General features: G+C 38.5%; 23 protein-coding genes. 15 read left to right on the top strand and 8 right to left on the bottom strand.

All coding sequences use genetic code 11. From position 1 onward, the window contains the following. Positions 1 to 91 precede the first annotated feature (91 nt). Positions 92 to 3,130: a reprolysin-like metallopeptidase gene (locus ACE3RB_RS12275; protein ID WP_374464477.1), complete on the top strand. Its 3,039-nt coding sequence runs from the start codon at positions 92 to 94 to the stop codon at positions 3,128 to 3,130. 106 nt (positions 3,131 to 3,236) lie between these two features. Here the strand turns inward: ACE3RB_RS12275 and ACE3RB_RS12270 are convergent, their stop codons facing one another. Continuing rightward, on the bottom strand, positions 3,237 to 4,391 hold the full coding sequence (locus tag ACE3RB_RS12270; RefSeq protein WP_374464476.1) for an FAD-dependent oxidoreductase: 1,155 nt from the start codon (positions 4,389 to 4,391) through the stop codon (positions 3,237 to 3,239). Positions 4,392 to 4,418: 27 nt separating this feature from the next. Continuing rightward, positions 4,419 to 5,174, bottom strand: coding sequence for a DUF6597 domain-containing transcriptional factor (locus ACE3RB_RS12265; protein ID WP_374464475.1), 756 nt, complete (start codon positions 5,172 to 5,174; stop codon positions 4,419 to 4,421). Positions 5,175 to 5,320: 146 nt separating this feature from the next. Between ACE3RB_RS12265 and ACE3RB_RS12260 the strand changes: the two genes are divergently transcribed. The 3 genes from ACE3RB_RS12260 (at position 5,321) to ACE3RB_RS12250 (ending at position 6,902) form a co-directional block, all read left to right on the top strand. Then, complete coding sequence (locus ACE3RB_RS12260) at positions 5,321 to 5,635, top strand: Crp/Fnr family transcriptional regulator (protein ID WP_374464474.1); 315 nt, start codon at positions 5,321 to 5,323, stop codon at positions 5,633 to 5,635. Between the two features lie 9 nt (positions 5,636 to 5,644). Beyond that, positions 5,645 to 5,902 (top strand): hypothetical protein, encoded by a 258-nt coding sequence (locus ACE3RB_RS12255; protein ID WP_374464473.1) that lies wholly within the window; start codon positions 5,645 to 5,647, stop codon positions 5,900 to 5,902. A gap of 64 nt (positions 5,903 to 5,966) precedes the next feature. Next, the gene (locus tag ACE3RB_RS12250; RefSeq protein WP_374464472.1) at positions 5,967 to 6,902 is read left to right on the top strand and encodes a ketopantoate reductase family protein; all 936 of its coding nucleotides are present in this window, start codon (positions 5,967 to 5,969) and stop codon (positions 6,900 to 6,902) included. A 134-nt stretch (positions 6,903 to 7,036) separates the two neighbouring features. On the opposite strand, the gene ACE3RB_RS12245 is transcribed toward ACE3RB_RS12250, so the two are convergent. The 4 genes from ACE3RB_RS12245 to ACE3RB_RS12230 all read right to left on the bottom strand — a co-directional run bounded on the left by ACE3RB_RS12245 (position 7,037) and on the right by ACE3RB_RS12230 (position 9,315). Beyond that, a complete protein-coding gene (locus tag ACE3RB_RS12245; RefSeq protein ID WP_374464471.1) occupies positions 7,037 to 7,387 on the bottom strand; it encodes a 4Fe-4S dicluster domain-containing protein in 351 nt (116 codons plus the stop codon). 189 nt (positions 7,388 to 7,576) lie between these two features. Next, positions 7,577 to 8,161: an NADPH-dependent FMN reductase gene (locus ACE3RB_RS12240; RefSeq protein ID WP_374464470.1), complete on the bottom strand. Its 585-nt coding sequence runs from the start codon at positions 8,159 to 8,161 to the stop codon at positions 7,577 to 7,579. Between the two features lie 3 nt (positions 8,162 to 8,164). Continuing rightward, positions 8,165 to 8,665 carry a DUF2480 family protein gene (locus ACE3RB_RS12235; protein WP_374464469.1) on the bottom strand — a complete coding sequence of 167 codons (501 nt, stop codon included), beginning with the start codon at positions 8,663 to 8,665 and terminating at the stop codon, positions 8,165 to 8,167. A gap of 50 nt (positions 8,666 to 8,715) precedes the next feature. After that, positions 8,716 to 9,315, bottom strand: coding sequence for a superoxide dismutase (locus tag ACE3RB_RS12230; protein WP_374464468.1), 600 nt, complete (start codon positions 9,313 to 9,315; stop codon positions 8,716 to 8,718). Between the two features lie 194 nt (positions 9,316 to 9,509). On the opposite strand from ACE3RB_RS12230, the gene ACE3RB_RS12225 reads away from it, so the two are divergent. After that, positions 9,510 to 10,133, top strand: a complete 624-nt coding sequence (locus tag ACE3RB_RS12225; RefSeq protein ID WP_374464467.1) for a helix-turn-helix transcriptional regulator — start codon at positions 9,510 to 9,512, stop codon at positions 10,131 to 10,133. A 157-nt stretch (positions 10,134 to 10,290) separates the two neighbouring features. Here the strand turns inward: ACE3RB_RS12225 and ACE3RB_RS12220 are convergent, their stop codons facing one another. Further along, positions 10,291 to 10,893 (bottom strand): RNA polymerase sigma factor, encoded by a 603-nt coding sequence (locus ACE3RB_RS12220; protein ID WP_374464466.1) that lies wholly within the window; start codon positions 10,891 to 10,893, stop codon positions 10,291 to 10,293. A gap of 241 nt (positions 10,894 to 11,134) precedes the next feature. Between ACE3RB_RS12220 and ACE3RB_RS12215 the strand changes: the two genes are divergently transcribed. The 9 genes from ACE3RB_RS12215 (at position 11,135) to ACE3RB_RS12175 (ending at position 22,938) form a co-directional block, all read left to right on the top strand. Further along, positions 11,135 to 12,094: a FecR family protein gene (locus ACE3RB_RS12215; RefSeq protein WP_374464465.1), complete on the top strand. Its 960-nt coding sequence runs from the start codon at positions 11,135 to 11,137 to the stop codon at positions 12,092 to 12,094. Positions 12,095 to 12,140: 46 nt separating this feature from the next. Next, on the top strand, positions 12,141 to 15,443 hold the full coding sequence (locus ACE3RB_RS12210) for a TonB-dependent receptor domain-containing protein (RefSeq protein ID WP_374464464.1): 3,303 nt from the start codon (positions 12,141 to 12,143) through the stop codon (positions 15,441 to 15,443). A 69-nt stretch (positions 15,444 to 15,512) separates the two neighbouring features. Then, on the top strand, positions 15,513 to 16,799 hold the full coding sequence (locus ACE3RB_RS12205; RefSeq protein ID WP_374464463.1) for a hypothetical protein: 1,287 nt from the start codon (positions 15,513 to 15,515) through the stop codon (positions 16,797 to 16,799). Positions 16,800 to 17,122: 323 nt separating this feature from the next. Next, positions 17,123 to 18,415, top strand: a complete 1,293-nt coding sequence (locus ACE3RB_RS12200; protein ID WP_374464462.1) for a hypothetical protein — start codon at positions 17,123 to 17,125, stop codon at positions 18,413 to 18,415. A gap of 72 nt (positions 18,416 to 18,487) precedes the next feature. Further along, complete coding sequence (locus ACE3RB_RS12195) at positions 18,488 to 19,411, top strand: T9SS type A sorting domain-containing protein (protein WP_374464461.1); 924 nt, start codon at positions 18,488 to 18,490, stop codon at positions 19,409 to 19,411. Positions 19,412 to 19,593: 182 nt separating this feature from the next. Continuing rightward, positions 19,594 to 20,337, top strand: coding sequence for a hypothetical protein (locus ACE3RB_RS12190; RefSeq protein ID WP_374464460.1), 744 nt, complete (start codon positions 19,594 to 19,596; stop codon positions 20,335 to 20,337). A 38-nt stretch (positions 20,338 to 20,375) separates the two neighbouring features. Further along, entirely contained in the window at positions 20,376 to 21,680 is a 1,305-nt protein-coding gene (locus ACE3RB_RS12185; protein ID WP_374464459.1) for a S41 family peptidase, read from the top strand. Between the two features lie 202 nt (positions 21,681 to 21,882). After that, the gene (locus tag ACE3RB_RS12180; RefSeq protein WP_374464458.1) at positions 21,883 to 22,152 is read left to right on the top strand and encodes a hypothetical protein; all 270 of its coding nucleotides are present in this window, start codon (positions 21,883 to 21,885) and stop codon (positions 22,150 to 22,152) included. Positions 22,153 to 22,452: 300 nt separating this feature from the next. Next, positions 22,453 to 22,938 carry a sterol desaturase family protein gene (locus tag ACE3RB_RS12175; protein WP_374464457.1) on the top strand — a complete coding sequence of 162 codons (486 nt, stop codon included), beginning with the start codon at positions 22,453 to 22,455 and terminating at the stop codon, positions 22,936 to 22,938. A 10-nt stretch (positions 22,939 to 22,948) separates the two neighbouring features. Here the strand turns inward: ACE3RB_RS12175 and ACE3RB_RS12170 are convergent, their stop codons facing one another. Further along, the gene (locus tag ACE3RB_RS12170) at positions 22,949 to 23,371 is read right to left on the bottom strand and encodes a MarR family winged helix-turn-helix transcriptional regulator (RefSeq protein ID WP_374464456.1); all 423 of its coding nucleotides are present in this window, start codon (positions 23,369 to 23,371) and stop codon (positions 22,949 to 22,951) included. Positions 23,372 to 23,422: 51 nt separating this feature from the next. Between ACE3RB_RS12170 and ACE3RB_RS12165 the strand changes: the two genes are divergently transcribed. Further along, complete coding sequence (locus ACE3RB_RS12165) at positions 23,423 to 25,672, top strand: ATP-binding cassette domain-containing protein (RefSeq protein ID WP_374464455.1); 2,250 nt, start codon at positions 23,423 to 23,425, stop codon at positions 25,670 to 25,672. Positions 25,673 to 25,981: the final 309 nt, after the last annotated feature.

Genomic DNA, 25,981 nt, shown 5'->3' with positions numbered 1-25,981 from the left:
ATTTCATTTTGTTGAATTTATGATAATGCTGGGTTTGCCTGTCATATTATTAAAATTTTCAGCATTCTATCAAAATAACTTAAATATATCTATGAAAAAAAGAATTTTATTCGTTTGCGCATTAGCGTCTTGTTTTACGGTTTTCAATGCCCAGAGATGGGAGTCTGCTTCTCAAAAAAGTTCACAGATAAGAGAAGGAGTAGAAGTACAGCATTCTTACAGAGTAGATCTGAAGTCTCTTAGAGAAATGCTTAAAAATGCAGAAGAAACAGGAAAAAATGCAAAGCCTGTTATTATTTCTTTACCAACTGTAGAAGGGAAGATTGAAAAATTTGCAGTGTATAGCAATCCTGTAATGGACAGATCACTGGTAGAAAAATATCAGTTGGGATCTTATGTGGGAGTTGGAGTAGATGATCCTTCCAAGTATTTACGCTTCAGTACTTCTCCAATTGATATGCAGTCAATGATCATCAAGGATGGTGTGTTTCAGTTTATAGAACCCATCAGTGCCGATAAGCAGACTTACGGAGTCTTCTATAAAACAAAAGAAAAAGCAGATATGCATGGGTTTGAGTGTGATACCGAGCATGATCTTAAAGATATTAATAAGCTGGTTGAAAATGGGAAAAAAATGCTTTCCAATGTAGGTATTACCAATAGACCCGCCAATACAAAATATAGAACATTCAGAATGGCTATAGCTGCTACCGGTGAATATACCCAGTTTCATGGAGGGACAGTGGCCGGAGCTGTTGCTGCTATTAATAATACAATGACAAGGATCAACGGGGTTTTTGAAAGAGATTTTGGAGCTCATTTTAATGTTCTGGATCTTCCAGGAATTATTTATACAGATCCAGCGAACGATTTCTATACTCCACAGGCTGCAGCAGGTGATCCTTCATTGAATTTACAGCTTCAACAAAAACTGACAGCTGACGTTGGAGATGCAAACTATGATATCGGACACGTATTTCACCGGAATGCCGGAGAGAGCAGAAATGGAAATGCTGGAGGAATTGGAGTTGTTTGTACAACGCCCACAGCTAATATTCCTCTTGGAAAAGGATCCGCCTTTTCAATGAGTCCCGATCCGGTAGGAGAAGTATTTGATTTAATGGCTGCCCATGAAATGGGGCATCAGCTGGGCGCAAATCATACTTTTTCTATGAGAACTGAAGCTTCCGGAGCCAATGTAGAACCTTGGGGTGGAACAACCATTATGGGATATCCCGGAATTACTCAGGACAATATCCAGGCTAATATGGATGGATATTTCCATTACAAATCTATCTCTCAGGTATTGAATACCCTGGAAGCTAAAGTAGGATGTGGTGTTGCAGTAGATATTGTAAACAATACTGCGCCGATTATTACTCCTCTTGCCAATTATTCTATTCCTAAAGGAACAGCCTATTATCTGGATGCTGTAGTAGCAGATGCTGAAAATGATCCCGTTACCTATACCTGGGAACAATACAACAGTGTAGGAGATAGAAATACTATTTCCGGAGACAGTGGATGGGGCTTCAATGCAGAAGGAGCAATAGCAAGGTCATTACCAGGAACAGCTAACAGCAGAAGATATTTTCCTAAACTTGAAACTGTAATGAATGGTGTGCTGACTGATAAACAAGTATGGGAAACTGTTTCCTATATCCCAAGAGTGCTGAATTATGCAGTAACTGTAAGAGATCAGAATGCATTGAGACCAATGACTTCTACAGCTGAAACAGTTATAACGGTAGGTAATGATGGGCCTTTCAAATTTAGTGGGCTTACAACAGCATCTGTTTTATACAATGATGCAGCCAATACAATAACATGGGATACTGCGAATACCAATAATGCACCCTATAATGTGGCTGCTGTAAAAATAGATTATACAACCAATAACGGAGCAACATGGACTGATCTGGTGGTTTCTGCTCCAAATACAGGAAGCTATACTGTACAAATGCCGGCTAATTTAAACGGTGCTGCTAAATTAAGAATATCAGCAATTGGTAATATTTTTTACGCAGTGTCTCCTGCCATTACTGTGGGAAGTGCACCTACTTCTACAACTGTGGCTCCAACGGGAGTTTTTGCAATAGACACAGAAATTTTAAAAACTACGGCAAGAATATCCTGGAACAAAGTCCCTGGAGCTACTTATTCTATAAATTACAGAAAAACAGGTGCGGCAAGCTGGTCGAATACAACAAGTTCGGTAAATTCTGTATTGCTGACTAATCTGGAAGATGAAACTAATTATGAAGTACAGGTAGCTGCTGTAGTGAATAATGTTCCGGGTGCATTCTCAGCTAATTATGCCTTTAAAACAAAAGGGCTGAGAACCGGTACAGATTATTGTTTAATGACTACAGGAGGAAATGGAGGCAGCTTTAACAGTGGTCTGGTAAGATTGACATTATCAAACCTGGCTTATGTATTTACCGGGTTGGATGTTTATAAAACATATCTTGACTTTAGCGAAGACGCAACGAAAATTGTCAATTTAACAAAAGGGACTCAGTACACGGCAAGCTTTAGAAACCTTGCAGGAGGAAATTATAATGACTGGCTTGAAATCTGGATAGACTACAACAGAAATGGAGTATTTGAAAGTTCAGAAAAAGTTGCTACAAGCGGAGCACTCCCTTTCTATGCAGCAGCAGCCCAGGCTTATCTTCGTGATGGGAATGTTACATTTACAGTGCCTGATACAGCGTATTCTGGAGATAAGCTGTTGAGAATGAGAGTGGCAAGTACTTTCTTTAATGCTGCGAGTGGGCCTTGTGGCAGTCCCACGGTGCCTGTTAATGGAGGTGGAATCGTTTCAGTAGGATCTTTCAGAGATTTTTCTGTAAAAATTTCTGAAAATGCTAATCTTGCCGTGAGAGAAACAGCAGATACAAAATCATCCGAAATATCTGTTTATCCTAACCCAGCAGATACCTTTATTGAAGTGAAAAACTTTAAAGGTAAGGGTGATTACAAAATTTACAGTGCAGACGGAAGACTTGTTCAGGAAGGAAAAATAGACGGACAAAGAATCAATGTTGCTTCTTTGCTAAAAGGAATGTATGTGATCACTATAAAAGATGATAAGAACACTTATAATACCAAGTTGATCAAGAAATAACACTTATGAATCTCCGTATCTGGATCTAAAACGGAGAGAAAAAAAATTATTTTTTTAAGAGGGAAAAGGCTGTCTTCAATTGAAGGCAGCCTTTGTTATAATGAACTTAATGACCATTAAAAAAGTCAAGCATGGTTGTTAATGATGTATCAGAATGCATCCGTTCCCCATTTTCCAGGGATTCCCGGGTAGCAATGGCAGCTCTCTCACGCATCTTCTGTTCATAGCTTGAAATCGCTTCACGTAATGTATTATAATGGTTATCCGTTAAATGCTCACTCAATTCCAGAGTATCCAGCATAGCCATATTAGCCCCTTCTCCAGCAAATGGAGGCATTACATGAGCAGCATCACCAATTAATGTCAGGTTGGGCTGGGCTTTCCAGGTCTGATCAAAAGGCATATAGTAAATCAGACGTGGAATAAAAGGAGTTACAGCGTTTTCAAACAATTCTTCCCACACAGAGCTCCATTCAGAGTATTCTGTTTTAAACCATTTCAGCATCTGGGTATTATCAGAAAAGTTAAGTCCACTGGCAGCAGGCCAGTTTTCATCAGCTTTAAAACTTGCATAAAATCCAATATCTCCGTTACCTTTCTGGCCAAGCAAAATATTTTGACTGTTTCCGAAAGCCATTATTTTTCCTCCTTTCACCATTGCATCAATATTAGGAGCATTTTTCTTTGAAACATTTCCTTCCAGCATGATCACCCCGGAATAAACGGGTTTAACATCAGTAAGATAAGGCCGTATTTTAGAATTTGCTCCGTCTCCGGCAATGACAAGATCTGCATACACAGAAGTTCCGTTTTTGAAATGCAGCATCCAGCCTTCATCCTGGCGTTCCATAGAGATAAAATGACTGTCCCAGACTACCGTTTCAGGCTGGAGAGAATCCAGAAGCATATTTCTTAATGGGCCGCGGTCTATTTCCGGCCGAAAATGTTCATACCCAAAATCTTCTTCAGGCTTTGTTTCGTGATCACTAAAAAATATTTCTGCTTTTTCATTCATAATCAGTGCTCTGTCAGCTCCGGGACGGAAGGTTTTCTTAAATTCATCCAGTAATCCTGCTTTACGGATGGCTTCCAGCCCCGAATCTTCGTGCATGTCGAGAGGAGAACCCTGGACACGGGCATTTTTATTGAAGTCTCTTTCATATACTTTTACGTTAGCCCCTTTCAGCTGTAAAAGTCTTGCCAGTGTAAGTCCGGCAGGACCGCCACCAACGATTGCTATTGATTTATTGTCTATCAGCATTGTTAATTTAAATTTTACAATGCAAATTTATTTTCCTTTTAATACTGATAATAGTACAAATCGGTCGTTTTTATTTTGGGATAATTCTTTGGGAGCCACTCCGGAAAATTTTTTCACCTCTTTGATGAAGTGATTCTGATCGGTATAGTTAAGTTCCGGGAATAATCTTCCCTGTGCAATATGTTCCAGTGAAGCTCTGAAACGTAAAATAGTAGAGTAGGCCTTTAACGACAATCCAAGCTGTTTGGTAAAATAACGGTTGATCTGCCTGCTGCTCCAGCCTGTTTTTTCAGAAAGTTCCTGCACACTCATTTCACCTTTTGAGGCATAAACCAGTTCGAAAAGCTTTAATTTCCTTTCATCTGTTTTTGCAGGAAGCAGTTGCTTTATCTTTTGGGTAGCTTTGATACAGCAGTTGTTGAAATTCTTTAAATCGTCTGCGCCAAAATTCCAGAAATCAGAGGCAAGTTCTTTTCCTGCATTAAGTAAGCCGGCAATGGAGGTGTTCAGAATATATTCAACAGCAAGAGGCTTAAAACTTACAACAAAAGCAATTGTATGAGGGGTAATATACCTTTGTTCAGGATAGGTCTCTAAACCGAGAAGGGTAACATGAAAAGGCTCTGAAGCCGACTGTGAGAAAAAAAGATCAACTCTTCCGTCAGGAATAATTACCACTTCTTTAGCTTCATCCGAAAGGTTTTGAAAAGTGCCCAGATTTTCAACGAAATCTGCGATTTCTTTGTCAGGTTCGATGAAATTGTAAGTGAAATCATTATCCATATTGATCCGATCTGTTTCTAAAGAAGAAAATTACAAAATTACCACTTGATTTATTAAAAAAGTTCAGGATTTATCTCTATAGTTTATAAATGCTATTTTTGTTCTGGAAAGAACTTTAAAAATAAAATTGTTGCAGCCTTTATTCTATGGACAAATCATCACTTAATACCTATTTTCATTCCTTGTTTACAATCAGAAAAGAAGTGGTTGAAAAAATAACAGAAAAGTTCAGCCGTTTTGAGTTAAAGGCAAACACGGTTTTGCTGGATAAAAATGTGATCAGTACCAAAACCTATTTTCTCGAAAAAGGATATGTCCGTTCCTATATTCTGAACGAAGATAATGAAGAAATAACGACAAATATTTATACGGCACCCTGCTTTGTTAATGATTTTCTGTCTTTTTTCAGGCAGCAGCCAACCAAAGAAACATATCAGACCGTAACGGATTGTGTTTTCTGAGAAACGGGATTGGAGAATGTACAGCATAATTTTCATAATATTCCTGAATTCAGGGAGTTTAGCAGACTTCTTTTTGTCCTTAATTATTATAATATTCATGACAGGCTGATTGAGATGGCCAGTCAGAAAGCTTCCACAAGATATGCAAGCCTGATGAAGAAAGATCCTGAAATTTTCCGGTATGTTCCTTTAAAGGTAATAGCTTCTTATCTCGGAATTAAAGACAGCTCACTGAGCAGGATCAGAAGGGATATTTATAAAATGTAATTTCTTTTCATTTGTCAAGTGGTATTTCATGCGTTATCGCTGATATTTGTTTAAAAATAATTTCATGAACAAAAAACAGATTGTTGTTATAGGATTGGGTGGTGTAGGAGGATATTTTGGTTTTAAAATCAATCAGGCCAATGAAACTTCCCGAAAATATAATGTTTCCTTTGTTGCCCGTGGAGAAACGTATGAGAAGGTAAAAGAAAACGGATTGACCCTGTTATCTCCGGAGCATTCCAATCCGCAGACCCATCCCAATGATATTTTGCAGAACATCAGTGATATTAAAAATCCTGATCTGGTCCTGATCTGTGTAAAGGAATACGACCTTGAAAATGTTTGCCGGCAGTTGCTTCCGGTCATTAACGAAAATACCATATTGCTTCCTATGATGAATGGGGCGGATATTTATGACAGAATACGGAAAATAATTCCTGAACATACTGTTCTTCCAACCTGTATCTACGTAGCTTCCCATATTAAAGAAAGAGGAATAATAGAACACAAGGGAAAAGCAGGAAAAATGATTATCGGAAGAGACCCTGAGCATTTTGCTGCTCCTGTAGAATGGATTACAGAACTATTGAATGAAAGTAAGATTGATTTTGATTTTAAAGACAATTCATTAACAGATATCTGGACAAAATTCATATTTATTGCCAGTTTCGGACTGGTAACTGCTAAATATAATTCATCCATTGGAACGGTATGTACAAACGAACAACAGAAGAATGAAGCCACTGAAATCATGAAAGAGATAAAGCAGATTGCTGATAAAAAAGAAATTTATCTTCAGGAAGATATTATCATTGCAACTTTCGAAAAAGCTTCCACATTTCCTTTTGAAACCCCAACTTCCTTACAGCTTGATATCAATTCAGGAAAGAAAGAAAACGAACTGGAGCTGTTTGCAGGAGCTGTACTGAAATATGGTGTTGAGGTTGGGGTAGAAACTCCTTTTACGCAAAGAATCTATACTGAGATTAAAGCCAAATAAGTTTTGGCTAAAGCCGAAAAAAAGAAATATAAGAAGGCGGGTTAAAACCCGCCTCTATTGAAATCAAATATAAAATATTGAAACTTTATCGCTCTCTTGCTTCAGAGTGTTAATCAGGGTATCCAACCGAACACTTATACACTGTGCATGAATTTCTGCCGTTCCAGTAGTACCTCTTCGGTTTCACGATGATCGGGATCATCCACGCAACAGTCTACAGGGCATACCGCTTTACATTGTGGTTCTTCATGAAAACCTTTGCATTCTGTACATTTTCCGGAAACGATATAATAGACTTCATCCGAAACCGCTTCATTATATGCATCGGCATCGGCTTCCGAACCATCCGGGAATTTTATATGTCCTGTAAGCTTTGTCTTGTCTTTCCAGCGCCAGTCAATGGCCCCTTCATAAATGGCTGAATTGGGGCATTCAGGTTCGCAGGCTCCGCAGTTGATACAGGCATCTGTTATTTTTATAGCCATATCACGAAATTTTAGGGTTTAAAAAAGGGATTTCTTCCACGGAGAACGATTCGGAAATCCCCTTAAACTTAATTACAGCAGTTCAACACTGTTCTTGAAAATAAGCAGCATAAAGCGGGCTAATTTTTATTTTTCAATCATCAATCTGCCAACAAATCATCCACTTATACGGTAAGACCAGTCTGACAGCTAGTCTGCTGATTTTGTTAAGCCTGAAGATTTCAGACTTTCTATTTTTTTGGAAGTTGCAATGCTGATAAGCTTATCAAACTTACCGGAATAGAGATCCGAAATTTGTGTTGAATTGTCAGATGCAAATAATGATGATCTTACAACAGGCACACTGAATGGCAGCGGCCAGGCACGTAACGATTTGGCAATAGAATCCATGGTATTGATTCCCTGCATGGCCTGAAGACCATCAGCCCAGCATACCAATCCTACTGTTTTATCGGTGAGATAAGGTTCGTATCTGTTAGCGGTTACTTCGAGCCAGTCCAGACAGTTTTTCATTACACCCGGAATACTTCCATGATAAAGTGGAGCCAGCCATATATGCAGATCAGCATCAGTAAACATTTGAACCATGCGTTCCACTGCCAGAGGAGTTTTGGTGAGTGTAACATCAAATAACGGAATTCCGGAATCTGCCAGTGTAAAAATATCAGTCTGAATACCTGACATTTTCAGCCGCTCTGAAAAATAATCCGAAATCAGTCCGGAAGTAGATAAGGCTCTTCTTTCCAATGATCCGTTGAATATAATTGCTTTCATTTTTTATTGTTTAAAAATTACTTTGGGCAGTCCTATTTCGCCATACATTAATGTTTTAACCAAAGGTTTCAGCAATCCGGCTGCTAACAAATACAGAGAAGGATCGTGATTGGCTTTGGCCCGGACAACCACTTTCTGATTTCTGTACTGTTTCAGATCAGCATAAATGAGACGGCGCTTCCAGAGATCAAGCTGAATTGTTTCTGCATTATTTAAATCCACATAAGAAGCGTAAGGAAAAAGTTTTTCCATGATCATCATATATGCCCAGGGCGGGATGATGGCATCCGTAGAGCAGATAATTCCTACTGCTTTTTCATCGTACACCGAATAATCTACTGCAGTAATAGATTCTTTAAATTCTTTTTCCTTCACAATCATTCCCATGAAAAGATGATCTTTAATATCCAGTTCTACAATTTCCGTCTTCGGTTTGTAGTCTGAAAGGTCAAAAGCAATAATGCCTGAAGCTTTTGCTTTATTGATAAAAATTTCCTCAGTCATAGCTTATTAAAAATTCATGTTAATTATCTTATTTTTGACAAAGCCTCGTCTTATTTTTTCTCAACGGCAGACCAATCCAGTACAGACCAGAAGGCGTCCAGATAATCTGCACGTTTATTCTGATAGTTCAGATAATAAGCATGTTCCCATACATCTATTCCAAGAATCGGAAAACCCCTGTTCATCGAAAGAATGTCCATCATCGGGTTATCCTGGTTAGGGGTAGAACTGATGGCCAGAGATCCGTTGAATTTTACATACAGCCACACCCATCCTGACCCAAATTGAGCCAGACCTGCTTTTTTCATTCCTGCTTTAAGCTCTTCCATGCTTCCGAAAGTTGCTGTGATGTCATCATAAAGCATACCTTCAGGACTCAGCTTAGGCTCAGGAGAAAGAATTTCCCAGAATAAGGAATGGTTATAATGCCTACCTCCGTTATTTCTTACAGCTGGACTGTACTCGCTGATTCTTTGCAGTAACGAATCAAGATCAGGATTGATTTCGTTGGTTTGCATCAGAGCTGCATTCAGATTGTCTACATAAGCCTGATGGTGCTTTTGATGATGAATCGTCATTGTTTCTTTATCTATAAATGGAGCCAAAGCATCATAAGCGTAAGGTAGCTGCGGTAATGTAAATGGGTTCATCGTATTTATTTTTAAATTAATGTATGACAAAGGTAATAATATATTTGAATAAAACAACTTTATTGTTGTTTTATTCAAATGGTGACTGAAGAGAATAAAGTGTTGTAAATGTTTAATTTAAGCTTTACTTTTTGAGATTATAGAAAATGACTATCTTTGTTGTTAGAAAATAAAACAACCTAAATATTGCCAAAATGAAGAAGCCGGCTGCAGATCGGATTCTGATGTTTTTAAAGATGAGAGGGGAAGCTACTTCACTTCTTATTGCAGAAGAATTATCGATTACCAAAGAAGGTGCAAGAAAACATTTACTGAATCTTGCAGAGGAAGGATTGATCCGGTCTTCGGTGAAAAGCGAAGGCGTAGGACGCCCATCTGCTTATTATACTCTTACTGAAAAAGGCCTGGCTCAGTTTCCGGATACCCATGCGGATGTAACTGTTCAGCTTCTGAAATCTGTGAAAAATCTTTTGGGTGAAAATGCTTTGAACTTGCTGATCAGCGACCGCGAAAAGAATACTCACGACCGTTATGAAAAAATACTTTCCAAAGCACAGTCTTTGGAACAGCGTCTGGAGTCTCTGGCAAAAGTCCGAAGTGAGGAAGGCTATATGGCAGAATGGAAAAAAGAAGGACAGAATTACTTCCTGATTGAAAACCATTGCCCGATATGTGCTGCTGCTGCAGAATGTCAGGGGTTCTGCCGTGCTGAACTATCCAAATTCCAATCCCTGATAGGAAAAGATTATAAAGTGGAAAGAATAGATCATATCATTTCCGGGGGACAGCGTTGTGTATATAAAATCAGCAGTAATTAGCAAATTGACCATTGACGTTAAAAGGTGAATCCGCTTCGCTGTGAATCTTTATAATAGCCCTAAAAATTGACAATTGACTGCGCAGCAGATTGACCATTGACCGTAACCCCGCATCTCGCATCCCGAACCACATCTCAATACCTCGTCAAAATCTCCATCAAAAACAGAATAGAAACCAGTTTTTAGATGACTGGTACTCCGGATTCAGCTGTTCCCGGATTTCACCCAAAGCTCTGCTTAATTTATTACTTACGGTTTTATTGCTGAGTCCTAATGCTTCTGCCGTTTCACTGACAGACATATTTTTCCTGATTCTCATATCATATACCTGCTGTTCTGTTGAAGGAAGCCGGGCAACCACTTCATCAATCATCAGTAATAAAGCAGAAATTTCATTTTCCTCAAGGATTTCAAAATAATCCGTATCCGCCGTATCAATTTCATGTGGAATATCAAATTCATCAATGCTCAGTGTAGGAGGTGCCTTTTTATGGCTGTTATAAAAATCAATAATACAGTAATGGAGGTGGCGGAGAAGGTAACCTTTTGCACTTTCAGAATCGTCAGTCTGTATGGTATCTGTATGCTCAAGAAGCTTCACCCAAAGGTTCTGAAGGATTTCTTCAGTGATTTCTTTATCCCGGGTCCGTACAAAAACAAAGCTATATAGACTATCCCAGTACCGGTCATACAGCAGCATAAATGCAGGACGGTCGCCTGATTTTATTTTCTTTAATAATGTATAGTCTGTTGGGCTCATATTCTGTTACAAAATTACCTAAAGGAAAATTAACTTTTTGTGAACTTTGGGGATGGTAAGATTAAATATTTCTGAAAAAAGAGGCCTAAATGGAATGTTAATGTTGAGTAAATGTGAAAAAGAGCGAAAATTATTAACAATTAGGTTGTAATGTGAATATAACGTTAAGAATGCCCCGGGGAAGTTTTTCATTTTCACTGTCTTATAGATAGAAGTATCTGCGAATACGATGAAAGACTCTATGAAAAAACGTTTGACTTATAAAAATATTGAAGCCTTTGTTTTCAGACTTTGGGAACGGGAAGTTTCGGAAGATCCGGTTTCTGAAAAAGAAAATGAACTTTTAAAACAATGGAAAATCCAGGCTGAAAAAGAGCTGGATGCTGTTCATAGTAAAGCATCCAAAGAAAGGGTTTTATCCGGATTGGAACATTATTTTTCTCCAACGGATATTATTTCGGTTTCATCTGCAAAAAACTTAAAAACACATCTATTATATAAAATTGCTGCGGTAATTATTCTGCTTTTATCATTGGGAGGAATTTTTACCTACACCATGTTCATCAGGCCTGATGTTTATATGGCCAAATCCGGAAACCGTATTGTTCATCTTGAAGACGGATCGGTAGTTACTCTTTTACCGGGAGCTGAAATGACCGTAGCAAAATCATTTCCTGCTGACACCAGAGTGGTGGATTTAAAAGGAGATGCCATATTCTCCGTTGCCAAGTCAAAGCAGCATCCTTTCATCGTTCGTGCCGATGGCTTCAGCACCAAAGTATTGGGAACCGTATTTAAAATTTCGCAATCCGGAAAGAAAAAAGCGGTCGATCTTTATGAAGGGAAGGTGGCTGTATCTTCTCCGGGAGTTCCGGTTTCTTTCCTTACACCGAATCAGAAATGGACCAATTTCGGGATTGCCCATACAACTGCGGTGATATCATTGAAACCGGTCAGGAAATCAGCCGGCAAAGTTTCTTCAATATTGTCTTTAAGCTTTAATGATGTTCCGTTAAAAGAGGTGGTAACTGTTCTGGAAAACAGCTATAACACCAAAGTATTGTATCCTAAAGAAGTTGAAGACAGAAAGATCACGGCAGATTTTACCGGAGGAACAGTCGGTGAAAATATTGAATCACTGGCTTTTATCCTTGGACTGGAAGTGCAGAAAAAAGAAAACACCTATATCCTGAAGAAATAATCATTATTAAAAATTAAATAATCATAATCAAGAGAACACTTTAAGTATGAAAAGTTTGAAATGTGGGATTACCATAGCAGCCTTATTTTTTACTGTAGCCGCAGAAGCTCAGGAGCTGGTTCAGAAAGTAACATTTTCTGTACCTGCCAACAGACCGTTGATTGAAGTTTTGGAGGAATTTGCCGGAAAAACGGGAATGAGACTGGCTTATTCCAGGGTAGATATAAAAGAGCTGAAGGTAAGAGGAGTGAAATGTGAAAACACTTCTGTCAACAGCTGCCTGAAGGATATTATCAACGGGCTTCCTGTTGTATACCGTCTGCATGGTGATCTTATTTCGATAAAATATGAAAGTTCTAACATTTTCGTACCGGGAAACGGACGTATTTCCGGTAAAATCGTGGATGAGGTAGGGAATCCTGTTATCGGAGCTGAGGTTAATATTGCTCAGAAAACTGCAGTGACTGATAATAACGGTGATTTTACGATAGATCTTCCCTCAGGAACTTATAACCTGACGATAAAAGCTCCTAAATATAATACACTGAGAGTTCAAAAGTTATCTGTTATCAATAATGAAACGAATTCTGTTTCATTTGCTTTAAACAAAGCATCCGATAAAATAACGGACATCAAGGAAGTGGTCATTACTGCAGCCCGCAAGGCAGATACCCAGGCAGGACTTCTTGCACAGCAGAAGAAAGCCGCTCAGATGAGTGATGGTATTTCTGCGGAACAGATTTCCAAAACCCCGGACAGCGACGTGGGAGGAACCCTGAAAAGGGTAACAGGAATTACTACCATTGATAATAAATATGTGGTGGTACGGTCTATGGGAGAGCGTTGGAATACCGCTGCGATGGATGGAATTAATCTTCCAAGTACGGAAGCCTATAACCAGAATTTTTCATTCGATATCATTCCTACTGCCATGGTGGAAAGTGTAGTGGTAAGCAAATCTGCCACCCCTGATATGAATGCCAGCTTCGCAGGAGGGTATGTGGAAGTGAGGACCAAAGATATTCCCAACGAAAATTTTACGACGGTAACAATGGGAACTTCTTATAATGACCAGTCTGCCTTCAAAGAATTTCTGACCCGTAAACGAGGAAAGTACGATTATTTCGGATATGATGACGGGACAAGGGACTTTCCCAAAGGACTTGAGCCGATGAACTGGACAGATCCAAGATTTTTTGAACAGTCCAGGCAGTTTACGAATGACAATTTCAGCACCTATACAACCAAAGGTGATATGGGATCTAATATCCAGCTGGCATTAGGAAGGACCTACGCGCTTAAAAACAATAATAAATGGGGTTTTGCCGGAGCATTCGTCATCAGAAATGAGCAGAATAAACTGGATATTGACCATACAGGAAGGGGAAACTGGCTGGATACCACCGGACCTTATGTTGCCGATTGGGAAACCAAGGGAGTAGCTCCAATACCATTTTATAATTTCAAAAATAAAGGAGCTTCCTATAATTACAACTCTACGGTGGCGGGGATGCTTAACTTTGGACTTCAGCTAGGGAAAAACAGAATTTCATTCCGTAATTCATACACCCATATTTTTGATAATACACTGACAAGAGTTACCGGATGGAATGAGTATACCACTGGAAGTTCCATGGCCTCCAACGCAGAATTAGCCTATAATTATTTTTATAATGGCGTCATCCCCAATAATGACCCTGCTCAGATCAAAAACTTAGACAGACCTTATACTGATAATACCAATTATCCTATTTTTCAGATGCTTCTACAAAATAAGCTGGAAGGAAATCATAAAATAGGAAATGCAGAGATCAACTGGTTTGCAGCAAGAACAGGGATAACTTCTGATACGAAAGATTATACACAATATCTCACACTTTATGATTTTATTGGGAGTGAAATTCTGACTTATCATAAAATTTATAATACCGGAGGAAATTTTTATAGAGGGTATATCGCCAATAAAGAAACTGATTACAATTACGGAGCTTCCGTTAAATGGGATCTGGATTTTGGGAAGTTAAAAAATACGGTTAAGACAGGGTATGCAGGTACATTGAAGAACAATACCAATCAACAACAGAAGTTCTTTCTGCGAGTGGATGAGAACAGAAATGTTCCGAATAGTGAAAAAAATTATTTGACCATGTATGGAGCTCTTGCAGATTGGTTCAATGGATCTCAATATGTACCAGGTGGTATTGGATGGGAAACCAAAGCATTGTATAAAAATGACAAATATGAAGGAGAGGTTAGTCAGCATGCGGTTTTTGTCATGTTTGATAACCGTTGGAAAAAATTAAGGTTAGTTTGGGGACTTCGTGCAGAATACTTTAAATATGATCTTATTTCACAACAATTAGATCCAAGTGATACAAAGAATGTAGAAAGAGCGGCCATTGAGGATAAACCATGGCAATGGATGCCCTCTGCAAACTTTACCTACAGTCCTACCAATAAAATTAATCTAAGGCTTGCTTACAACAGATCTGTTATCCGCCCTCAGTTTAATGAAAGAACAGGACTTCCATATTTCGATCCGATAGCTAATGGTTTAATTTATAATACAGAAATGACATCCTCTGTCATTAATAATTATGATTTCAAATTTGAATGGTTTCCCGGGTTGGGAGAAATATTTTCCGCAGGGCTATATTATAAAAATATAGACCGACCAATAGAACGTGAAGGACATATTTCCAGTGAAGGCAACTTATATCTTTATAATGGTAATTCGAAAAATGCAAAATTATTGGGAGTAGAAGCTGAAGTAAGAAAGAATTTAGGATTTATTGCAGATGGTACCTTTCTGGAAAAGCTTTTCATAAGTGGAAACTTTACCTATAATCATACGAAAGTAGTGGCTTTTAAAGACCTTTATAAAACAGGTGACAATGATGAAACCTATGAAGTAAAACGTCCACTCTATGGACAGACTCCTTATGCCTATAATCTTGGATTGACATATGATGGTGATCGTTTGGGATTGAGCTTTTTATACAATGCTAAAGGAGATCAATATATCACTGTTGGGTATGCTTACAAAGGAGAAGAAATACAGCGCCCTTATGCTGTGGCAGACGCACAGATCTCCTATAAATTTCTTCGGAATAAAAACCTTGAATTAAAATTAAATGCCAGAAACTTATTCAACAGGGTGAAGGAATACTATAATAATTATAATTCCTATGTGATCCCTCTGGGATTGGGGAGTGCCATTGGAACTGAAAGAGAGGCTTGGGGACTTTTACCTGGTGCAACAGACAGGTACGATAAAAATATTGATAAAATTATGTTTCGGGCCTATAGCGGAAGAATGTTCAGCCTAAGTGTGAACTATATGTTTTAAAAACAAAATTTAAAATATACATGGTTTAATAAAATAGAAAAAATATAACATAATAATTAAGACGGTACAATGAAAAAGTTAATTCCAATTATAATATTATCATTCCTTACAGCTTGTCAGCAGGAGAGACTTGAAGATAAGCAATCTTCGTTCGAAATGAAGGCAACTTCCTCAGAATACCTTACAGCTTCTGCACTTCCAGTAATTACTGTAAGTGGAAACATTACCACGAATACAACCTGGAGTGGAGTTATTGAAATTGACGGTATAGTAACAGTAAAAGATGGAGCTACACTGACAATCCTTCCCGGAACTTATATTAAAGCAAAACCCAAAGGAATAACAGAGCCATCAGGAATGCTGATCATTACTAAAACAGGAAAAATTAATGCTGTAGGAACAGAAAACCAACCTATTATTTTTACAAGCTATAAATTATTAGATGGAAATGAAGATACTATGGGAGCTGCTGGTGACTTTGGCGGATTGATTATATTGGGTGATGCTTTAACAAATACGCCTTCTACAACAACCATTGAGGGACTTTTCGGACCTGATTATTATTATGGTGGGACTAACCAAAATCATAATGCGGGAATATTGAAATATCTCCGCATTGAATTTGTAGGAGCAGAGATCTATCCAAATACCATTCATGAAATAAACGGTCTTACATTAGCCGGAGTCGGAAGTGGTACAACTATCGACCATATTCAGGTATCTTATGGTAAAGATGATTCCTTTGAATTTTATGGAGGAAATGTAAACGCATCCAACCTCATTTCTTTTGCACCAGATGATGATAATTTTGATTTTAATAACGGGTATACAGGAACTATCACCTGTGCACTGGCTTTGGCAGATTATAATTCTACTCATAGTCTCAGTGGGACAGTCAATGACTCTCATGGTATTGAACTCGATAATAATATTGATGGGACATCCACATCATTAGTAACACATCCTGTAATTAACAATCTTACAATAATTGGAGTATGGAAATCTACTATGGGAGAAAAGTATGGAAATGGAATTTATGTTAGGAGAAATGGAAGGCTAACATTAAATAATGCTGTCGTTACTGGATACCCTATAGGAATTAAGGTAGAAGGTACAGGTTCAGTGCTTTCTTCGGGGTCTAATTATAATACCATTCAGGTTCACGGATTTACAACTTCTGCAATAGGTGCCGGAACAGCGGGAATTCCTATGGTGAACTTATCTACTGGACTTTCTGCTTCAGTTTGGGGAATGAATCAGCCATTTTTTAACGAAGGCGGATGGAATATCTCACCAAGGAATTGTGGTAATTTTCAAGGACTTTGGACCAAGTATAATTTCTCCATTTTAGAATAAGGAGGTGAGAACCCTATGAGTAAGAAAAATAGGAACTTAGATTAAAAAGATATCTTAATTATAGCAGCGTACAGGTTCCGGTAACCTGATCAAAACTGATTAAACTGATGATGCGCACAGCAGTACAGTTCTGACAAAGCCGGCGTTAAAAGCTTTTCCCGGGCATTAACGATTCTCAAGGGAACTCCCGCAATGCAGCTCCTCCTGCAGCGATGGGATGAACACCAAAAAACAAATCGAAGGAATAAGAGGAAGATATTCCTGAATAAAAAACTGATCTGGTATAAAAAATAACACGACCGGATTTATTAAAAATTATAACAATGAAAAGACTAACTCTAATTGCAGTGGCAGCATTATCTCTTACAGCTTGTCAAAACGATCAACTGGCGGATTCATCATCTCCATTCGAAATGAAATCTACTTCTGCTGAGTACCTTACAGCTTCGGCTCTTCCGGTAACCAGCGTAAGTGGTGCTATTACTACAAATACTACATGGAGTGGTGTAGTTGAATTAGACGGAGTTGTAACCGTAAAGAATGGTGCTACATTAACAATCCAGCCGGGTACATTCATTAAAGCTAAGCCAAACACTAACAATACAGCTACAGGAGTGTTGGTAATTGCTAAAACAGGAAAAATCAATGCAGCAGGTACAGAAGCTCAGCCAATCATCTTCACCAGCTACAAATTGCTAGACGGAAACGAAGATACAACTGCTGCTCCTGGTGACTTCGGAGGTGTTATTATTTTAGGAGACGCTCCTACAAATACGCCTTTCACAAAAACAATCGAAGGATTATCCGGTCCTGATTTCTATTACGGAGGTACCAATTCTTCTCATAACGGTGGAACATTGAAATATGTACGTATTGAGTTTGCAGGATACGATCTTTTAGCTCCGAACTCAGGGAATGAAATCAACGGTCTTACTTTAGGTGGAGTAGGAAGCGGAACTACTCTGGATCATATTCAGGTTTCTTTCGGGAAAGACGATTCTTTTGAATTCTTCGGGGGTACTGTAAACGCTTCAAACCTTGTTTCTTTCGCTGCGGATGATGATAACTTCGATTTCGATAACGGATATACAGGAACAATCACTTGTGCATTAGCTTTGGCAGATTATAACTCTACACACAGTCTTAGCGGAGCTAGCCCGGATTCTAACGGTATCGAGCTTGATAACAACGCCGATGGTTCTTCTACATCATTATTGACTCACCCGGTAATCAACAACCTTACTATCGTAGGTCCTAAGAACTCTGCTAAAGGTGCTTTGTATGAAAACGGTATCCACATCAGAAGACACGGAAGATTAACATTAAACAATGCCGTAGTTACAGGTTACCCTGTGGGAATCAAAGTGGAAGGTACAGGTTCTGAACTTTCTTCAGCTTCAGCATACAATACCATCCAGATCCACGGATTTACTACTTCAGTTACGGGTACAGGTACAGCAGGAATCCCTGCAGCTAACCTGGCTACCGGTACTCCTGCATCTCTATGGGGTATGAGCCAGCCGTTCTACAACGAAGGAAGCTGGAATGTATCTCCAAGAAACTGTGGAAACTTCCAGGGAATCTGGACAAAATACAATTTCACGATTGTAGAATAATAAAACTTAAAAAAAGCAGGGAACAGCACATGCTGATTCCTTGCTTTCTTCAAAATCTTAATCATCAGCATTATGAAAAAAATAATTTTATCATCTGTTCTGTTTTTATCCCACCTGGCTGCAGCACAGTCTCTGGTATGGGGGAATTCTTTCGATAGTCCTGCTGATCTTCAGGGATGGACATTCCATGATCTGAACAGCAATGGCAACGGATGGGTACAGGGACAAAATATCTATCACAACGGAACATCTTTAACTTATGGAACAGCAGGTGTTCTCCGCCATTCAATCAGTTTGGTTCCAACCGGAAATGCTACAGGATTTGGAACAGAAAATGACTGGATTATTTCTCCTCAGATTGATCTTACAAATGTTTCAGGAACTGTCACCTTAGCAGCTTATATCGGAAGGCAGAGATCTACCCATACCATTGTTGCCAGAGATCTTTTTATCTATGTAAGCACACCACAGAAAGAAGTTCCTGAATTATCTGACTTCCAGGCTATGACAGTAGATGCCAATGGAAATGATATTTCGAGCGCTTATAAAATACAGGTAGGAGATTCTGCCAATCCATTTCCGGCGGATCTCACTGCGTTTGTAGAATCCCTTGTAGATCTTTCTGCTTTTGCTGGGAAGAAAATCTATATCGGGATGTGGGCCAACAGAAAAGCAAGCGGAAATAATATCCAGAATATTAATATTGATGAAATAGGAATTTATGCCGATTCATTTTTGGGAACTAAGGATGTAAAAAGAAACAAAACTGTAACACAAATCGCAGAAAATCCGGTAAAAGAATCTTTGCAGCTGCAGCTTAATCCGGCATTGAAAGAAAATATAACCGTAGTCAGTATCTACAATGCAGCAGGACAAAAAGTATTAACCGCTCAGTATTCCAAAGGGATTCATCTGGCTGGTCTTACATCAGGAGCGTATATCGCAGAAATTACGGATGGAAAGACTACGGAAAGGCTGAAATTTATTAAGAAATAATCATTATTCTGATCCCTTAGAATCTGATAGGAGAAACACCATGAAATTTTAAATATAAATAACGGAGAGTCTTTGAAAAAAGCTATCCGGAACATATCCAACTAGTTTTTTTATAATTGTGTATTGCCCGGCCCATGGGCCGGGCAATATTTTTAAAGTTTACAAGAAATAATTGAAGAAAGATGAATAAAATCTTCGCATTACTACTGTTATTCACTGTACTGTTTTCATGCACAGACAACAATACGATGGAGCTGTATGATAAAGTACAGAAACCCGGAGAAGTTAATATCAAAGGATTTTCCAAACCTGATGTGTTGCAGCTGAGATTCAACGGTCAGCCTGTAACCATTGACGGAAAAACGTCATATACCAATAAAATAGAAACCCAGCTTCAGTTTGTACTGGATCAGGGAGAAACCAATAAACTGTCTGTTTATAACAATGAAACAGGCGCTGAAATTGCAAAATACAATATTACTTATGACAATATAGATGACTATAAAAGCCTCTATTTTTTTAATCTTCCGGGGATTTACCTGCAGACTTATGCTGTAAAACCCCAGGTGAATTTGGGAAAAGTAGGTTTTGTATTTATTTTTCCCAATCTGGGAGAACTTTCAGGAACGTCTCTGAAAAATGTAAAAGGTATCCTGAAAAGAGAAAACGGAGTAGTGCTGGCCGAGTTTGATACTATTGGGAAGGATAATTTTACTGCAGTGAAAGTCTATAGTTTTTTCAGTTCTACAGCTCCGGTTTATCTTGAATTATACAAGCCGGGAACTACAGAGCCTTACGCAGGATCTAAGATGATTCAGGTGAAATTAAAACAGCACACAGGAGCCAATATGATTGTCCTTCAGGAGAAGATGGAAAATGGGGAATGGGTGGTAAAAGGAGATATTGATGTGGCAGAATATCTGTAATACGTATGAAAAACTTTTTTAAATTTCTATGCTTTGCGATGGCAGCCTTTCTCATTTCATGTTCAGATAATGACGAAAGCGCACCTGTATTTCCGGAAGGAAGCACAGAATCTGTGAATCTCTGGGTTCAGGACAGTATGAAACGGTATTATTACTGGGTAGATCAGATGCCTGCAAAACCGGATTACAGGCTTCCTGCCAAAGATTTTTTTAAAAGCCTGCTGTCACCTCAGGACCGGTTTTCATTTGTGGTGAATACTGAAGATTCCTCTACCTATCCACGGTCCATAAGGAATATGTACGGTTTTGATTATACCATCGTTCAGCTGACCAATAATGAAGTGATTACGGTGGTTAAGCTGGTCCTTCAAAACTCTCCGGCTTTCAATGCGGGGCTGGAACGGGGAATGATCATTACCAAAGTCAACGGGAAAGTAATGACGGCTGCAAATGCTGAAGCTATGGCTGCATCCATAAAAGATCAGACTGTTGTGGATCTTACTGTCGGAAAATGGCAGAATGGAACGGTCATCAATGAAAAAAATATTACCGTTTATTACGGCTTCTCTTTTGAACAGCCTATTTTATCTAAGATTTTTGATAAAAACACTAAAAAAGTGGGCTATCTGTATATCTATGATTTTCCGGACGGGATGACCCAGGCGCTGAATCAAAAATTTGCAGAATTTAAAGCTGCCGGCGTACAGGAACTGATCCTTGATCTCCGTTACAATTATGGAGGTTCGGTATCTTCTGCGGCTGCACTTTGTTCATTGATTCCTGCCGGTCTTTCATCCGCTTCGCCATTCATTATTTTTAAAGGAAATAAAAACGGTGGTGAAGTAAAAAGGACATTCGCAGAGCAAATTGCTTATGATCCCAAAGCTTTAAATTTTACAACTCTACGGGCCAATGCGTTAGGTTTACAGAAAGTATTTATCCTTACCTCCAACAGTACAGCATCTGCCGCTGAAATTGTCATCAATAATCTGAAGCCGTATATGCAGGTCATTCAGATTGGAAATACCACACTGGGGAAAGATATGGCAGGATTTGTGGTGGAAGACAAACGTAAACCCAGAAAAATTTCCTGGCAGATTCATCCGGTAATTTATAAAGTATTTAATGCCAATGGATCTGGAGAATACAGTAATGGAATTTCACCACAGGTAATTGTTAATGAATATGCAGGACTTCCGTTATTACCCCTGGGAGATCCTGGTGAAACCCTTATTTCTTCTGCTCTGAACGGAGGATATTTAAAATCAGCAGATCAAGAAAAGAATGGAAATACCAGGATTTTATTTCAGAGTGATGTGCCGCCTATCGTAGCGGGGAAGTAGTTTGTATCGAAAAACGAAAAAACGAAAAAGCAATATAGCGAAAGACAAAAGAGCTGATTGCGGAATTTTAATAATGACAAATACGAAATAAGATATAGAATAATTAAAGTAAAATCTATAAAAGTCTCTTTGCCGTTTTGCAATTTAGCCTTTTAGCCTGTTTGCTTCAATCTATTCAGAAACACCATAAAATCATAAAACCATGCAGGGAATAGAACCGAAACTTCACATGAACCTGACCAGCCGTATTGAATATTACCGTCTGCTGATTGAAGCTGCGGAAGATCCTGAAAGCAAGCCCTCAGAAGTGATTACTCAGATTTCAGAACTGAGCCATCTGTATGAAGAGTATCTGCTTAATAAAAAGAATCTGGAAAACAGCATCAAAAATTACCGCGCATACCATAACGATTTAAGAAAAAAGCTCACCTCAAGGCTTCGGGAACTCAGAAGAAAGGCAAGACAGAAATAGCGCTAATGTAGACTTTGGTTGCTTTACTGTGAAATTCATACCTTTATGACATCAAGTTGAATAATGAAGGATTTATGAATTTTAATCAAGCTGAATTTAAATATGTTCTGGCAGTTTTCCTGGCCGGAATGGATTATATTCAGCCTGATCGTCAATGTTTTCCTCTACCTGTTTTCCATAGGCTTATATATATTTATTGAAAAAACCTGCCGTAAAAGTCTGTTGCAGGAAAAAAATCATCCTGTCAAAAGATCCGATTTTTTTCTCAGCCTGCTTACGATATTGTGTAACAGTTTTGTTATGTTACTCGGAGCTTTTTTATGGAAAAACGGATGGATAGGGCTTGGAGAGGCGGAATCCTTCGTGGGAATAACAGTGGAAGTTGCAGCTTTACTTCTTTTAATGGACCTTCTGATGTATTTTTTCCATTTTACCGCGCATTTACCTTTTCTCTATAAGATGCTGCACGGAAAACATCATGAGCATGTCAGTACGAATTTTTTGAGCCTGTTTGTTTTGCATCCCCTGGAAACCATAGGATTCGGACTCATGATGCTGGCTTTGCTCATAGGATATGATTTTTCTGTAGTTTCCATTTCCATTTATCTTTTGCTTAATCTGATCTGGGGAACCATAGGGCACCTGAACCGGGAATTTTTTCCGGCTTCCTTCGACCACTTTTTTGTGGGAACAACCAGGTTTCACAATCAGCATCATTTGGATGAAAGTAAAAATTTCGGATTCTATACTTCTATCTGGGACAGAGTATTTGGAACCTATAAGTAAGATCAGGATATTACAGTTTTATATCATTTAAAACTTTACCCAGCAGATAATTAAAATTTTCCAGTTCTTTAGAAGTAAGTATAGAAGCTGCCTGCCGTATAATATTCTTACGGAATGTCTCAGAATTTTCTATGATAAACCTTCCCTTATCGGTCACCGAAAGATTAAATTTTCTGTGATCTTTTTCCTCCTGTTTTCTGATAATAAAATCATGACTGATCAGAAATTTCAGCTGTTTTGAAATGGCTGCCTGGCTGATATTAAACGCTGTCGATATTTCTCTTCCCGTAGCGGTTCCTTTTCTTAAAATAAATTCAATGATATTATAATGAGCAGCGGTAACTCCGTTAATATCACCCCGGTTCATGTGTGCCAGAATAAGGCATTGAAACTCAGTAAATGTGTTAAAAAATTCTTTTTCAATGGGTTTCATTACAAATATGCTTAACTTAGTTAAATATTAACAAAGTTAAGTATTTTTATCATGGAAAATATAGAAATTACGAATGCCCGGCAAAATAATCTCAAAAATATTTCCATAAAAATCCCAAAATACAAGATTGTAGTTTTTACGGGAGTATCCGGATCCGGAAAATCATCATTGGTCTTTGAAACGATTGGGGCTGAAGCACAAAGACAGATCAATGAAACCCAGAACAGCTTTATCAGAAACCGTTTGCAGCATTATGGCCTTCCGGATGTAGATAAAATTGAGAATCTGAATGTTCCAATCATTATCAATCAGAAACGGTTGGGAGGAAATGCCAGATCTACTGTGGGAACGGCAGCGGACGTGTCTGCTTCTTTACGGCTTTTGTTTTCCAGAATGGGAGAGCCGTTTGTAGGATATTCAAATGTATTTTCATTCAATCATCCTCAGGGAATGTGTCCGGAGTGTGAAGGATTGGGATTTGTTCAGACATTGAATGTGAATGCCTTAATTGATCGTGAAAAGTCCCTGCACGAAGGAGCCGTAAGGTTTCCGACTTTTCAGCCAGGCGGATGGCGTTTAACAAGATATACTTTATCAGGCTATTTTGATAATGATAAAAAGCTGAAAGATTTTACTGATAAAGAATGGGAAACCTTGTTGTACGCACCGGAGCACAAACCTAAACATCCTCATAAGGAATGGGGAAAAACGGTAAAATACGAAGGTATTGTCCCAAGAATTGAAAAAGCGTTTCTGAAAAAAGATTCTAAAGAAAACATCACAAGAAAAGACGCTCTGAAAAATATTGTCATAACGAAAACATGCCCGTCATGCAACGGAAAACGGCTGAATGAAAAAATATTATCCTGTAAAATCCAGGGAATGAGTATTGCAGACTGTATGGCACTTTCCGTAGACGAGCTGCTGGAGTTTATTACGTCTCTGGATTCAGGGACATATGAAGTCGTTATTAAAGAGCTTTCAGCAAAACTACAGAATATCATTACGATCGGGCTGCAGTATCTGACTTTGGACAGAAGCACCAACACCCTTTCCGGAGGAGAGTCTCAGCGCATAAAGATGGTTCGGAGTCTGGGAAACAGCCTGGTAGACCTGTTGTATATTTTTGATGAACCCAGTATCGGACTTCATCCGAAAGATCTGCAGAATATCATCACCATCATGCAGCAGATCCGGGACAAAGGAAATTCTGTTTTAATTGTAGAGCATGATCCTGACCTGATTAAAATGGCGGATCGGGTTATTGATATTGGTCCCGGTTCAGGAAGAAATGGAGGAGAGGTGGTATATGACGGAACATTTAAAAATTTAAAAAATTCGGAAGGGAAAACAGGTTCTTATTTTGCAAAGAAACCTTCTGTAAAACAAAAATTCAGAAAACCTAAAGGTTATCTTGAAATTAAAAATGCCAACAAGTATAATCTTAAAAACGTGACCGTAAATATTCCAACCGGAATAATGACAGTTGTAACAGGAGTGGCAGGATCCGGCAAAAGTACCCTGATTAATCGTATTTTACCTGAGCTTTATCCGGATGTGACCATTATTGATCAGTCTTTGTTCGCTGCAAGTGCCCGTTCCAATTTGCTTACTTATCTCGGAATATCAGATATTGTGCGTAAGCTTTTTGCACAGTCTAATCATGTTTCAGACAAGCTGTTCAGCAGAAACAGTGAAGGGGCCTGTAAAAACTGTAAAGGATTGGGAATAGAAAAAATTGACCTTGCTTTTATGGATGATATTGAACAGCCATGCGAGGTTTGCGGAGGTTCAGGATTTGATCCCGACGTGCTGAAGTATACATACCATAGAAAAACAATTGCTGAAGTGATGAGCATGACGGTTTCTGAAGCCGCTGATTTTTTTAAGGATGAATTTGTTCTCAGAAATTTTGATTTACTGATACAGCTGGGACTTGATTATCTGACATTAGGACAAAGGCTGGACAGCTTTTCCGGAGGCGAAAGACAGCGCCTGAAACTGACAAGAGAACTGAAAAATACCAATCAGATCATTATTCTTGATGAACCGAGCACAGGGCTGCATCCAAATGATACCCAAAAGCTGCTGACGTTTTTCAATGGTCTTGTAGATCAGAATAATACCTTGATTGTCATCGAACACAATCTTGATATTATTTCACAGGCAGACTGGATAATTGATATGGGACCCGGTGCAGGGAAATTTGGTGGTAAGGTATTATTTGAAGGAACTCCGCTGGATTTGTTAAAAAATAAAATATCATTCACCGCAGAGTTTTTGAGGAAACATGTGCAATAAGAAAGTAGTGTTAAAACGCAAAGTTAAAAAGTTAAGCTTTCTTATTTCTAAGTTAGCAAAGATTTGCAGTAAGCTGCTTAAAAAGCTTGTGGATAAAAATTTAGCTTCATCGGTTGATTGCAAATCAACTCTTTCTTTGCTTTCTTAAAATATTACGAAATTTAAAATAACCTTTGCGTGGAAAAATTTTAAATCATAAATAATGAAGAGCATTAAGTTGAACTCAGCTCATGAGATTGCTTCACCTGTGGTTCGCAATGACAGTACAGTTCAACTTAACACGCTTAAAACCTTATCACCTTAATGGTT

Source organism: Chryseobacterium sp. (assembly GCF_041914225.1).
In the GTDB taxonomy this organism is placed as follows: domain Bacteria; phylum Bacteroidota; class Bacteroidia; order Flavobacteriales; family Weeksellaceae; genus Chryseobacterium.
The sequence above is the reverse complement of the archived record's forward strand: the minus strand, read 5'-3'. Positions and strand labels throughout refer to the sequence as shown.